Genomic DNA, 12,437 nt, shown 5'->3' with positions numbered 1-12,437 from the left:
ACGAAATCGAACGCACTCGAACGCTGTCGATCGAATACCGAGCGTGTCGCCGATCGTCGACCTATCGATCAGTCGTCGGCGGGAACGGCCTGCTCCGATCGCGAGTCGGCCATCGCGAGGACGCTGTCGAAGAAGTCGAGGGTGTCCTCCGGACCGGGGTTGGCTTCGGGGTGATACTGGCGGGTGATGACATCGTACTCGATGCCGTCGATGCCCTCCGGCGTGTCGTCGTTGACGTTGATCTGGGTGATCTCGAGGTGTTCGCCGGGTTCGGCGACCGTGTAGCCGTGGTTCTGGGTGGTCATGACGACCTGGCCGGACTCTAAGTCGAGGACGGGCTGATTGACGCCGCGGTGACCGAAGTCCATCTTCTCGGTCGTGCCGCCCAGCGCCTCGGCGACGATCTGCTGGCCGAGACAGATGCCGGCGACGGGCGTGTCCTCGACGAACTCCTCGACGAGCGTGATCGCCTGCTCGAAGTTGACCGGGTCGCCGGGGCCGTTCGAGATGAAGAGGACGTCGGGATCGACGGCCTCGACGTCGGCGACGCTCGCGTCGTGGGGAAGCACGTGAACCGTCGCATTGCGAGCGAGCAACGAGTCGACGATCGAGCCCTTCGCGCCGCAGTCGACCAGCGCGACGGTCTCGCCGTCGTTGTCTTCGCCATGGACCTCGACCTCGTCGACGCTGACTTGCGCGCCGATCTCGGTGTGATCGCTCATCGCCTCGCACTGCTCGAGTTGCTCCTTGGCGTCTTCCTCGGTGACGTCCTCGCCGACGGCGATACCGCACTTCATGGCGCCGCCGTCGCGGATGGTGGTGACGACCTCTCGCGTGTCGAGGTGGTCGACCGCCGGGACGCCCTCGCTCTCGAGCCACTCGGCGACGTCCTCGGTGAACTCCTTGGCGAGCGCGGCGCGGGGGTGGACGCGGTCGTCCTCGAACCGCTCCTCGCGGACGCCGTAGTTACCGATCAGCGGGTACGAGAAGGTCAGGACCTGCTCCTCGTAGGAGGGGTCGGTCAGACTCTCTTCGTATCCCGTATACGCTGTCGTGAAAACGAGTTCCCCGCGAGCCGTGCCCGGAGCGCGACCACGTCCCTCGAGTACGCGGCCGTCTTCCAGTGCGACGTAGGCTTCCGTCATTACGATCTACGTATCGGATGCATCATCATAAGTGTTGTCTTCGAAGCTCAGTTACGATTTTCGTAATCGGTAAGTGCAGGTCACGCGTAGTCACGCATCTCCATGGACGACCTGGACCGACAGATCCTCGATCAGCTTCGGCGAGACGGCCGCACGCCCTACACCGAGATCGCCGACGAGGTCGGGACGAGCGAGGGAACCGTCCGCAACCGCGTCGAACGGATGATCGACGAGGACGTCATCGAACGCTTCACGATTTCGACCCGGACGGGCAACGTCCAGGCGATGATCGAGCTCAGCGTCGCGGTCGACGTCGACACGAAGGCCGTCTCCGAGCGCATCGCCGAGTGGGACGAAGTGGACTTCGTCTGGATGGTCTCGGGCGAGCAGGACGTCGTGCTCGTCGTCGACGCCGCGGACACGCGCGGGGTCAACGATCTCATCACGAAGGCCCGCGATCAGGAGGAGGTCGTGAGCACGAAGACGCGGCTGATCCTGGACGAGGAACTCGGTTAGGCCACTCGTTCGAACGAGCCAGTAGGCGGTGTGGATCTGAGCCGGGTCGAATCCGTACGGGTAGTCCCGAACCGGGAACCTGAATCTGTCGCCCGACGGTATTAGTTCGCGGCCGTCGTCTACGAACCGATGGCAAACCGGATTCACCTCAGTGACTGGGACGCAGTGACCGACGAACTGCGCCGGTTCGGCGAGGCCGGAGACGTGACTACCGGCGACGACCGGATTCGGATCGACTTCGGCTCCGCCTACCTCGAGATCTCGCGGACCGGACGCGTCAGCACGGGGATGCCGCTCCACGACTTCGAGCAACGAAAAGCGGTCGACCTCGTCGTGAATCACGACGCGGGATCGCTCACGATCGACGCTGACGACGTAGTCTACACGTTCAGGCGACCCGGCGGGTGATGGCGTCGTCACGTGGATCCCAGCATACTACGGATACCGTCAGGAATCCCGTTACGAACCGAACGCGATCGACGGCGTGCGCCATCGAAGGGCGATTCATCAGTCGACGATACCGTGATCGATCCTTCAGTCGGCTTTCTCCTCCTCACCCGGCGGCGCGCCGACACCGGGCGTCGGTCGCTCGATCGCGTCGATCACGCGTTTGCGGTTATGGATCGCCCGATAGCCACGGCGCAGCAGTCGGTCCAGCAGCGACTCGGAGACGCGCGCGCTCACGCGACCGTCGCGGATCGCGTCGACGACCGACTCGGGCGTGAACTCGTCGGCCTCGACGACCGTGTACGCCCGGCCCACCTCGAAGGGGTAGTGGGCGTCGCTGCCGCCGACCAGCGGGAGATCGCGCTCCTCGGCCAGCTGTTCCACGAGCGGCCGCGAGCGCGGGTGTTTGCCGTTGACTTCGATCGCGTCGAAGGGGACGTCCTCGAGTTCTCGCACCGTGCTGTTCCGGAAGGGGTGGGCGACGATCGCGGCGCAGCCCCGGTCGTGTGCCAGCGCGACCGCCTCCGCGGGGGAGAGCGCGCCGGGTTTCGTCGCTTCCGGCGGATCGGGGCCGACGACGAGGACGTGGCCGCGGTCGGTCGTGATTTCGATCCCCGGCAGCGTCTGGGCGCCGCCGGGCGGATCCAGCGGCGTGTAGTAGTCGTGGTTGGTCGTCGCGACGCCCTCGAGGCCGCGGCGGTCGGCGGCCCGGGCGAGCAGTCGGACGCCCAGCGGGTCGAAGCGGTCGCCGAGGCGCCGGCGACCGTGAAAGAACCTCGTGTGCGCGTGGAGGTCGACGGAGTACATGGAAGGGCAAACGCCGGGCAGACCCTTTTGCGTGCGGCCGGCATCTCCTGTAGTATGGGATCCGACGGTGCGAGCGACCGCGTTCTGGTTCTCAATCCCGTAAGCGGGAGCGGGGACCACGTCGACGAGGTCGTCGAGCTGGCGACCGACCGCGGCTTCGAGATTCGAAAGACCGAGGAAAGCGGCGACGCGACGCGGTTGGCCCGCGAGGCCGCTCCCGAGGCCGACCTGGTCGCCGCGGCCGGCGGGGACGGGACGATAAACGCCGTCACCAACGGCGTCGCGGCGGCGGACGCCCTCGAGTCGACGACCGTCGGGGTCGTCCCCGCGGGGACGGGCAACAACTTCGCCGCGAACATCGGAGTCCGAGGACTCGAGCACGCGTTCGACGTGATCGAGGACGGCCGCCGTCGGCGAATCGACATCGGCGTCGCGAACGATCGCGTCTTCGTCAACTCCTGCGTCGGCGGGATCACCGCCGCGGCGAGCGGCGAGACGTCCTCGGAGAGCAAGGCAGAGCTGGGCGTGCTCGCGTACGTGAAGAACACGATCGAGATGGTCGGCGAGTTCGATTCGCTCCCGCTGCGGGTGACGACGGCCACGGGCCCGAACGGGGAGCGTGCGCGGGCCTGGGAGGGCGAGGCCCTGTTCGTCCTCATCGGGAACTGTCGGCGGTTCACCGGCGCGCGAACCGCCCAGGCCGACGTCGAGGACGGCCTGCTCGAGGTGACGATCGTCGAAGATACCGCTGCCATGAATCTGCTCGGCGGCGCGGCCCGAAAGGGCCTGTTCGACGGCGACAGCGACTGCATCGTCACGCGACGAACGCCGGCCCTCGAGATCGAGAGCCGGGAGGGCGCCGTCGAGTACAGCTTAGACGGCGAGATGCTCGAGACCGAGACGCTTCACCTCGAGACCGAGGCGAGCGCGCTCGAGATCGCCGTCGGGGACGAGTATCGGATCGACCCGGACGATGAGGAGGTGACGAACGGCGGGATCGTCTGACGCACACGACGTGGCGTGAGCCCCGCGCGCCGCCGCGGCGAGACGATACTGGTTTCAAGACCCGCTGTGATTGTGGGGATATGAGTACGCCACAGGACGATCTCACCCACGAGAACGCCGAACAGGACGTGATCGCCGTCGACGCCGACGACACCGAACTCGAGCTCGTCAACCGGCTCGACGCCCACACCGGCGACGGAATTCGCCACCGGGCGTTTACGTCGCTGGTCTTCGACGGCGAGGGGAACATCCTGCTGGCCCAGCGAGCCCCCGGCAAGCGCCTCTGGGGAACCTACTGGGACGGAACCGTCGCCTCCCACCCCGTCGAGGGCCAGAGCCAGGAGGAAGCGACCCGCCAGCGTCTCGAAGAGGAACTGGGAATTACTCCCGACCAGTACGGCGACCTGCGGCTGACTGACCGCTTCGAGTACAAGCGCTACTTCGAGAACGCGGGCGTCGAACATGAGGTCTGTGCCGTCCTGAAGCTGACGCTGGACGACCGGAGCCTCGACCCCGACGAGGAGGAGGTCGCGGGCCTGATGTGGGTCCCTTACGAGCGACTCCACTCGAACCCGGAATGGTACCGCCAGCTCCGCCTCTGTCCCTGGTTCGAGATCGCGATGCGACGCGACGTTCGGTAGCCCCACCGACGATCTCGATCCGATTATCGAATTTCGAACAATTTCGTCGAACCGTCCGGCCAGCTACCTGCTATTCTGGTGTTCTCGAAACCCGATTATCTACCCGACTCGAGGCCCAGTCCTCGAGCCTCTCCCGAACGAGAAACGACGAACGAGACCGTCGTCTCTCGGCGACGGACACCGTCTAGAAACAGTACACTAGCGGGAGGTTTATTAGTGAGTGCCCACACATGAAGGATAGACTGCGATGGTCAGTGATACGTTCAGGCGTCTTCTCCGGGGGAGCGTCGCCACTTCGTCCGCGTCGGCGGGGCGTTCGACTGCGACGGGATCGACAGCGGAAACGGGACCGTCGCCCGACTCGGCGCGACTCGAGGGCGAGCCGCTGGATATCTGTCTGCTGAGCTACCGATCGAACCCCTACTCCGGCGGCCAGGGCGTCTACGTGAAGTACCTGAGCCGAGCGCTGACCGACCTCGGACACTCCGTCGACGTGATTTCGGGCAAACCCTACCCCGAACTCGACGACGGCGTCGGACTGGTGAAGCTGCCCGGCGAGAACGTCGTCGACGAACTCGATCGGCTGGGGCAGTTCGAACCCGCCTACCTCCGCGACCCGCTGGCGATGTACGAGTGGCTGAGCGCCCTGACTGGCGGCTTCCCCGACCCCTACGCCTTCGGCCGCCGCGTCGTCGACTACTTCGAGAAACGGCAACCCGAGTACGACGTGATCCACGACAATCAGTCGCTGTGTTACGGCCTGCAGACGCTCCGCGAGCGGGGCCACCCGGTGGTGGCGACGGTTCACCACCCGATCACCGTCGACCGCGACGTCGCCCTCGCCGCGGCCGACGGCTGGGGCGAGCGGCTGCTGATCCGCCGCTGGTACCGGTTCCTCCGGATGCAACGCGAGGTGGTTCGTGATCTCCCCCACGTGCTGACCGTCTCCGAAGCGGCCAAGCGCCGCACCGTCGCTGACTTCGGCGCCGACCCCGACGCGCTCCGCGTCGTCCACAACGGGATCGACACCGACCTGTTCGAACCCGTCGACCGCGAGTACGACCGCCCGCGCGTGATGACGACCGTCAGCGCCGACGTGCCCCTGAAAGGCGCCCGCTACCTGCTCGAGGCCTTCGCCGAGGTTCGCGAGGCCGTCGACGCCGAACTCGTCGTCGTCGGCGAGTTCGACGAGGGCGGCGACTGCGACCGACTGGTCTCGAAGCTAGGCATCGAGGACGCCGTCGAGACCCACAGCAAGATCAGCTATGACCGGATGATCGAACTCTACGGCACCGCCGACGTCGCCGTCGTCCCCTCGCTGTACGAGGGCTTCGGCCTCCCGGCGGGCGAGGCGATGGCCTGTGGCGTCCCGGTCGTCGCCACCACCGGCGGTGCGCTTCCCGAGGTGGTCGGCGACGCCGGCGTCCTCGTCGCCCCCGGCGACGCCGGCGAGATGGCCGACGCGATCCGCGAGTTGCTCGCGGACGACGCCCGCCGCGATCGGCTGGGCGAGCGGGCCCGCGAGCGCATCGTCGAGGAGTTCGACTGGGAGCGAGCCGCCCGCGAGACCGTTCGCACGTATCGAACCGCGATCGAGACCCGACAGACGCGAGAGGCTTGATCATGGAGACGATCGATTTCGACCGGCTCACGCTGACACCGGGGATGCGCGTGCTCGACATCGGCTGCGGGGAGGGCCGACACGTCCACGCCGCCGCCCTCGAGAACGTCCGGGAGGTCGTCGGCATCGACATCGGACGGGAGAACCTGACCGCCGCGCGCGAGGACTACGAGGCGTACATCGCCGGCGAGACGGACGTGCCGGTCACGTTCGCCGCGGGCGATGCGCTCCGACTCCCCTTCGCGGACGGTTCCTTCGACGTCGTCTGCTGTACCGAGGTCTTAGAGCACATCCCCGACTACGAGGCGGCGCTGGACGAACTCCGCCGAGTCTGCAAGCCGGGCGGCACGCTCGCGGTCAGCGTCCCCCGCGAGGGGCCCGAGCGGGTCTGCTGGGCGCTGTCCGAGGAGTACCACCAGGTCGAGGGTGGCCACGTCCGCATCTTCGACCGCGATGAACTGCAGGCCGCGATCGAACGGCGCGGCTTCCGCCGGGTCGACGACCACTTCGCCCACGCCCTGCACGCCCCCTACTGGTGGCTGAAGTGTCTCTGGTGGGATCGCGACCAGCGCGATGAGGCGCCGCTGGCGCTGCGGGCCTACGATCGCTTCCTCGAGTGGGACGTTCTCGAGTCGCCCCGACCAGTGCGGCTGCTCGAGCGGGCGCTCGACCCGCTGGTGGGGAAAAGCGTCGTCTACTACTTCGAACTGGAGGGGCCAGCGTGAGCGACGGCCCCGGGTCACGGTCGCTCGCCGACTGGGAACTCGAGCCCGCGGTCGACCACATCGAGCGCGTCCAGCGCGAGGACGGACTAATCCTGTGGTATCCCGACGGCCCCGCCGACCCCTGGGACCACGTCGAGAGCGCGATGGCGCTGTCGGTCGCCGGCCGCGACGAGGCCGCCCGACACGCCTACCGCTGGGTGACCGAGGCTCAACACGACGACGGGGCGCTGTGGGCGACCTACGGCGACAGCGAGGACGGCGACGGCGCCCACGAGGGCGACGAACCGCGCAAGGAGACCCACCGGAGCGCCTACGTCGCTGTCGGCACGTATCACCACTATCTCTGTACCGGCGACCGCGAGTTTCTCGAGACTCTCTGGCCGACCGTTCGAGACGCCCTCGCCTTCGCTTGCGACCACCAGGCGCCGACGGGCGAGATCTACTGGACCGTCGACCCCGACGGCGAGGTCTACGAGGACGCGCTGATCGCCGGCTGCGCCTCCATCTACAAGAGTCTCGCCTGCGGCGCCGCGATCGCGGACGTTCTCGGCCGTGCCGGGGCGCGCGACCGGTGGCTCGAGGCTCGGTCCCGACTCGGCGAGGCGATCCGGAGCCGGCCAGATCGGTTCGACCGAACCTGGGAGAGCAAGTCCCGCTACGCGATGGACTGGTTCTACCCCGTCCTCTGTGGCGTGGTGACCGGCGCGGCCGCTCGAGAACGGCTCGAGACGGGCACAGATCGGTTCCTCGAGGAGGAACTGGGCTGTCGCTGCGTCGCAGACGAGCCCTGGGTGACCGTCGCCGAGTCCTGTGAACTCGCGCTCTCGCTGGCCGCGGTCGGCCGGACGGAGCGCGCGCGTGAGATCCTCGAGTGGCTGTTCCAGTGGACCGACGACGATGGCGTCTTCTGGACGGGCTACCAGTTCGAGGACGAGGCGTTCTGGCCGGGCGAGCGGCCGACCTGGACCGGCGCGGCCGCGGTGCTGGCGGCGGACGCGCTCTCGGGGCTCTCCGCCGCTGCGGATCTCTTCACCGACCCGCAGCCGGAGTGACCTCGAGTGCGACGCTCGCGGTGTAACAGGTCTCGCTCGGTGCAAACGCGTTATTTGTCCGTGAAGACTCTGAGCACGACTCCGGCGAGTATCAGGGTCGCCCCGAGAACGATCCCCAGTGGCGGCGGTAGTGGCGTGAACCGTACGAGCCCGACGAGTATGACGATAGTCGAGAGTCGAACCACGGGGCCCCTAGCACGAACGCACTGAAAAGATCGCTGCGCGCGTTATTCAACGGATTGTCGTCCGAGCACGTCCCCGTTCGTCGCTCAGGCGGGTTCGCTCACTCCGTCCCCTCGGACGAGGAAACCCGTGCGATTCCCGTATCGCAAACGACGCACGCGGGCAGGTCGTTCGCGTCCGTGAACCGATCGAACAGCCTCGAGAGCCGCACGTCGTGACTCGCCAAGACGCCGCCGGCCTCGAGGTGCGACAGCGCCGTCTCGTACTCGAAGCGCATGTGTGGCAGTCGGTGGTCCGAATCGTGCAAGAAGAGGTCGACGGGACCGACGGCCTCGAGCAACTCCGGCACCACGTCTCGCGCGTCGCCCCGATGCAGTTCCCACCGATCGCGGCACCGATCCGGAATCAGGTGGCCGTAGTCGAACCGACCGGGCGGGCCACCGGGTAGATCGACCGCGTGTAGCGTCCCGCCGCCGTTTCGTTCCATCGCCGCCAGCACGTGGGCGTCGAACGATCCGAAGAGAACGCCAGTCTCGACCGCGGTCTCGACCTCGAGGGCGCGACAGACGACGTACAGCGTCGCGCCGTCGCGCCAGTGGGTGGTGTCGGCGGCGACACCGGTCTCGTGAATCTCCGCCACGCGGTCGGCGTAAGTGTCGTGAAACCACTCGAGGTCCTCGTATTCGCGTTCGTACCCTCGAAGCTCCGCGACGGAGGCCGGCAGAATCTCGGACAGCCGCTCGGCTCGGTCTCGAGTCTCGCGGCCGTAGTCGAGCCGCCGGCGCTCGAGTCTCAGTCGGGCCTTCCGCACCGCATAAATCGCGTCCCGGAGCGTACCGCGGACCGTCACCGGTATCCCAGCGCCCCGAGGCGCGACTCGACGTCGTCGCCCTCGGTACGCCGTCCGTCGCGGATCGGGTCCGGGAGCGCCGGATCGCAGGTACCCAGATCCCGCCCCTCGCGGACGACCCACGGGACGCGTCGCAACGCGGGCACCGGCGTCCCAGGCGGGTGCGACCAGACGCCGAACTCGCCGAGCGCGTTACCGTGGTCGCTGGTCATCGCCACGCGGCCGTCGCAGTTCTCGAGTACGCGCGCGACGTCGTCTACCACCCACTCGAGGTTGTCCCGGTAGGCCCGCCAGACCGCCTCGAAGGCCAGATCACCGTCGCGGACCCGCAGCCAGGGGTCGTTCATCGACCCCTCGTCGTCGTCGGCCTCGGCGAAGGCCTCGAGGGCCTCCCGCTCCTCGGTCGTGAGGTCCTCGAGGTCGAGATCGAGTTCGTTATCCTCGGCCGCCGAATCGTCGCCGTCCTCGTCGTCGGCGAACTGGCCCCAGTGTTCGATGTCGGCCGAGCCGAAGAACCACTCCGGCCGGGACCGGAACGGCGCGTGGGGCTGCATGTAGTGGACGAGGACGCGATCGACGCCGAGTTCCTCGCGGCGGCGCCAGATCGCGATCGCGGCGTCGGTCAGCGACTCGGGCGGGATCGTCGAGATGCCGTCGTCGATCCAGTCGTCCCGCCAGGCCTCGTGGAAGACGCCGAAGTCGGCCCCGGACAGCGGCAGCACCTCGTCGGAGGTGACGAGAATGTGCTCGCAGGACTGGGAGGAAAAGGGGTTGCCGGTCACGTACGCGGTGCGAGCCATCTCCTCGCGGTAGGCGGGCGCGAAGGTTCGGTCCATCCACTCGGCCGACTGCGAGCCGACCGACCACAGCGAGTCGACCCCGTCGGGTCCGGGCAGGGCCTCGTGGCCGGCCGCGGCCGCCTCGCGCATGAGGTCGAGCCGGCAGCCGTCGAGAATACAGCAGATGTCCCACTCACGGTCCCAGACGGTCGTCGCGGGTACGAGCCGCGAGAGCGCACGGCCGAGGCGACCGGTCGCGATCGTCTCGGATAGCGTCGCGAGATCCATCGGCGTCGGCTCCTGTATACTGGCTGGAGACGATTCTGTTAGTAGCTTTTGATCGGCGAACCGAACGGTCAGTCGTCACCGCGGGCTCCGTCGGCTCGAATCGCGACACGAGACGGAGATATGTGATTCGGTAACAAGGCTTATTATACGGTAGTTCGTAGCCTCGCCCGAGGACCGATGAAAACGGTCCGTGTGACGTAATGAGTTCCCAACCACCGGAAGCCGAGACGCACGAGGTCACGCTCTCCAGAGACGAGCAATGGGTCGTTCACGCCATCCTCGCGGGCTATATCGACGACGCGATCGATGCAGACGAGACCCCGCCGGCGTGGGCGATCGAACTGCTCGAGGCCGTCGAGTCTGGAGACAACACGGAGGTACTCACTGGACTCCAGACGCGACGACTCGCCGACGTGATGGGTGACTATCTCGAGCGCGAGGACATTCCGGATCAGGACCGCGTCCACGGATCGGACGTCGCCGACCGACTCGAGGCCCACCTCGAGTCCACCGGGACGGCGTAGTCCGTCCCGAGCGGCCGGCTCGAGGCGACGAAACACAATCAGACGACCGCGAACGTGTTTTGCGGACTCAGAGAAAACTGAGACGAGAGTCCGCGGCGGGTGCCGCGAGCACGGATCGCCGTCCGATCAGGGAAAGATGGTTCCCTAGACAGCCGAACGGGCAAGCAGTAGCGGGGAACAGCGGAAGCGAACCTGTATCTGGATGGGGCCAGAGCGAACGACCGACGCAGCGCAGCCAGCAGATCCCTTAGAGGCGGCCAATAGGTAGGTCTGGACCAGCCGCGATTCCTGCTGGGCCACGGCGTCGAGAACCCGGCAGACGGCATCCACGGCGTCGCGGCGGGCGACGACTCGGACATCGACAGACGGCAACAGTCGCTCGGTACCACTTCGCTCCCGTGGCCGCCCTCCCTTGTCTTGTACACTCCTGTGAGAATCAACCGCGCAATAGTAAATATTTTTCCACTATTCCTTTGTATTATGGTAAAATACAGCGATCTGGAGTGTGGTATTAGATGACACTGCAAGAGACACTCGACATCGATAGGCGAACATATCTCAAGATGGCCAGCGGTGCTGCGTCGATTCCCGCACTGAGTAGTGCAGTGGGCGCACGGAGCGATGGCGCCTCGAACGTTACCCAGTCCCGTCAGGAAAAGTTCGATCGACTGGACGCGTATCTCGACGAGAACGGGCTCGAGGCCGTCTGGCTCGCTGATTCGGACTCTTACGCGTGGCTCACCGGTCGAAGCAACATCATCGACCGGAGTTCGTCCACCGGCGTCGCCGCCGTCGGCTACGATGGGTCTGATCTCACTATCGTCGTCGACAACGACGAACGCGCGCTCGTCCGGGAAGAGCGGTTCGAAGGCGGCGGTTCGGATGACTGCCACCTGACGCCGGCACTCCCCGACGTGACGATCGAGACGTTCCCGTGGTACGCTAATTCGCTCGGCGACGCTGTTGCAGAACACTCGCCGACGCCCGCAGCCGCGGACTTCGACGTGCCCGGGCTCGAGTCGCTAACCGCGAGCCCGCTCCGGCAGCCGCTCACAGCCGGCGATATCGAACGATACCGAACGCTGAGCGCCGAAACGGCCGCCGCGGTTGAAGGAGTCTGTCGAAACACCGAGTCGGACGATACCGAGCAACAGGTCGCAAACGCACTGGAATGTGCGCTCGATCAATACGGTATCGACCATCCGGTCGTACTCGTGGCAGGCGGAGAGCGGGCACGGAAGTACCGTCATCCCGTTCCACGGGACATCGAACTCGGTGAGTACGTCGTCGTCTCCGTCGTCGGCCGACGACTCGGGGAGTACGCCAGTTGTACGCGCACGGTCGCCTTCGACCCGCCGGAGTGGCTCGAAAAACGACATCGAATCGCGACGCGCATCGACGCTACCGCGCTGGTCTCGACACAGGCGGCCGCGCAGTCGGACAGAACGGCCGGCGACGTCTTCCGGGCGATTCAGGCTGGGTACGGGGAAGCGGGCCTTCCGACCGAGTGGCAGGAACACCACCAGGGCGGCGCGGCCGGGTACGCGAGCAGAGAGTGGGTCGCGACGCCGGGTCTGCAGACGAGCGTCACAGCACCGATGGCGTACGCATGGAATCCGACCGTGAAAGGGGCAAAGAGCGAAGGGACGGTCTTGGTGACGGACGGCGCAATCGAACCGCTCACGACGACTGGTGAGTGGCCGACTCTCGACGCGGCGTCGTATGTGGACGACGCTACCGTCACTCGGCCCGACGTCCTGTATAAGAACTCGTAGTCGCCAGATCCGTCACTTCCCGCTGATGAAGGGACAGGACAGATCCTACCGGAAAACAGCCACGAGGCCGTAGCTACCG

The 12,437-nt window shown here is 66.7% G+C and carries 13 protein-coding genes; 9 read left to right on the top strand and 4 right to left on the bottom strand.

Annotation, left to right across the window (positions count from 1 at the left end; translation table 11 throughout):
* Window positions 1–68: 68 nt before the first annotated feature.
* Window positions 69–1,145: a glutamine-hydrolyzing carbamoyl-phosphate synthase small subunit gene (gene carA / locus HTUR_RS03885; RefSeq protein WP_012941992.1), complete on the bottom strand. Its 1,077-nt coding sequence runs from the start codon at window positions 1,143–1,145 to the stop codon at window positions 69–71.
* A gap of 102 nt (window positions 1,146–1,247) precedes the next feature.
* Between carA and HTUR_RS03880 the strand changes: the two genes are divergently transcribed.
* Complete coding sequence (locus HTUR_RS03880; protein ID WP_008896169.1) at window positions 1,248–1,661, top strand: Lrp/AsnC family transcriptional regulator; 414 nt, start codon at window positions 1,248–1,250, stop codon at window positions 1,659–1,661.
* Between the two features lie 129 nt (window positions 1,662–1,790).
* On the top strand, window positions 1,791–2,069 hold the full coding sequence (locus HTUR_RS03875) for a hypothetical protein (protein WP_012941991.1): 279 nt from the start codon (window positions 1,791–1,793) through the stop codon (window positions 2,067–2,069).
* Between the two features lie 126 nt (window positions 2,070–2,195).
* On the opposite strand, the gene HTUR_RS03870 is transcribed toward HTUR_RS03875, so the two are convergent.
* Window positions 2,196–2,915 carry a PHP-associated domain-containing protein gene (locus tag HTUR_RS03870; RefSeq protein ID WP_012941990.1) on the bottom strand — a complete coding sequence of 240 codons (720 nt, stop codon included), beginning with the start codon at window positions 2,913–2,915 and terminating at the stop codon, window positions 2,196–2,198.
* Between the two features lie 54 nt (window positions 2,916–2,969).
* Here HTUR_RS03870 and HTUR_RS03865 point away from each other — a divergent pair, with 54 nt between their 5' ends.
* The 5 genes from HTUR_RS03865 (at window position 2,970) to HTUR_RS03845 (ending at window position 7,959) form a co-directional block, all read left to right on the top strand.
* Complete coding sequence (locus HTUR_RS03865) at window positions 2,970–3,920, top strand: diacylglycerol/lipid kinase family protein (protein ID WP_012941989.1); 951 nt, start codon at window positions 2,970–2,972, stop codon at window positions 3,918–3,920.
* Between the two features lie 80 nt (window positions 3,921–4,000).
* Window positions 4,001–4,561 (top strand): NUDIX hydrolase, encoded by a 561-nt coding sequence (locus HTUR_RS03860; protein WP_012941988.1) that lies wholly within the window; start codon window positions 4,001–4,003, stop codon window positions 4,559–4,561.
* A 247-nt stretch (window positions 4,562–4,808) separates the two neighbouring features.
* On the top strand, window positions 4,809–6,182 hold the full coding sequence (locus HTUR_RS03855) for a glycosyltransferase family 4 protein (RefSeq protein WP_012941987.1): 1,374 nt from the start codon (window positions 4,809–4,811) through the stop codon (window positions 6,180–6,182).
* Window positions 6,183–6,184: 2 nt separating this feature from the next.
* Window positions 6,185–6,907 carry a class I SAM-dependent methyltransferase gene (locus tag HTUR_RS03850; protein ID WP_012941986.1) on the top strand — a complete coding sequence of 241 codons (723 nt, stop codon included), beginning with the start codon at window positions 6,185–6,187 and terminating at the stop codon, window positions 6,905–6,907.
* The gene (locus HTUR_RS03845) at window positions 6,904–7,959 is read left to right on the top strand and encodes a hypothetical protein (protein WP_012941985.1); all 1,056 of its coding nucleotides are present in this window, start codon (window positions 6,904–6,906) and stop codon (window positions 7,957–7,959) included. The genes HTUR_RS03850 and HTUR_RS03845 overlap by 4 nt, the downstream gene beginning before the upstream one ends.
* 283 nt (window positions 7,960–8,242) lie before the next feature.
* On the opposite strand, the gene HTUR_RS03840 is transcribed toward HTUR_RS03845, so the two are convergent.
* Complete coding sequence (locus HTUR_RS03840; protein WP_012941984.1) at window positions 8,243–8,992, bottom strand: class I SAM-dependent methyltransferase; 750 nt, start codon at window positions 8,990–8,992, stop codon at window positions 8,243–8,245.
* Complete coding sequence (locus HTUR_RS03835; RefSeq protein WP_012941983.1) at window positions 8,989–10,059, bottom strand: hypothetical protein; 1,071 nt, start codon at window positions 10,057–10,059, stop codon at window positions 8,989–8,991. Before HTUR_RS03835 ends, HTUR_RS03840 begins: the two co-directional genes overlap by 4 nt.
* Window positions 10,060–10,259: 200 nt before the next feature.
* Here HTUR_RS03835 and HTUR_RS03830 point away from each other — a divergent pair, with 200 nt between their 5' ends.
* Together HTUR_RS03830 and HTUR_RS03825 are read left to right on the top strand one after the other, a co-directional pair.
* Window positions 10,260–10,583 carry a DUF7853 family protein gene (locus HTUR_RS03830; protein ID WP_012941982.1) on the top strand — a complete coding sequence of 108 codons (324 nt, stop codon included), beginning with the start codon at window positions 10,260–10,262 and terminating at the stop codon, window positions 10,581–10,583.
* Between the two features lie 515 nt (window positions 10,584–11,098).
* Window positions 11,099–12,358 carry a M24 family metallopeptidase gene (locus HTUR_RS03825; RefSeq protein ID WP_012941981.1) on the top strand — a complete coding sequence of 420 codons (1,260 nt, stop codon included), beginning with the start codon at window positions 11,099–11,101 and terminating at the stop codon, window positions 12,356–12,358.
* The last annotated feature ends 79 nt before the right edge of the window (window positions 12,359–12,437 follow it).

This window comes from Haloterrigena turkmenica DSM 5511 (genome assembly GCF_000025325.1).
Classification (GTDB): Archaea; Halobacteriota; Halobacteria; order Halobacteriales; family Natrialbaceae; genus Haloterrigena; species Haloterrigena turkmenica.
Note: the sequence above shows the minus strand (reverse complement) of the source record. Positions and strands in the feature narration are given on the sequence as shown.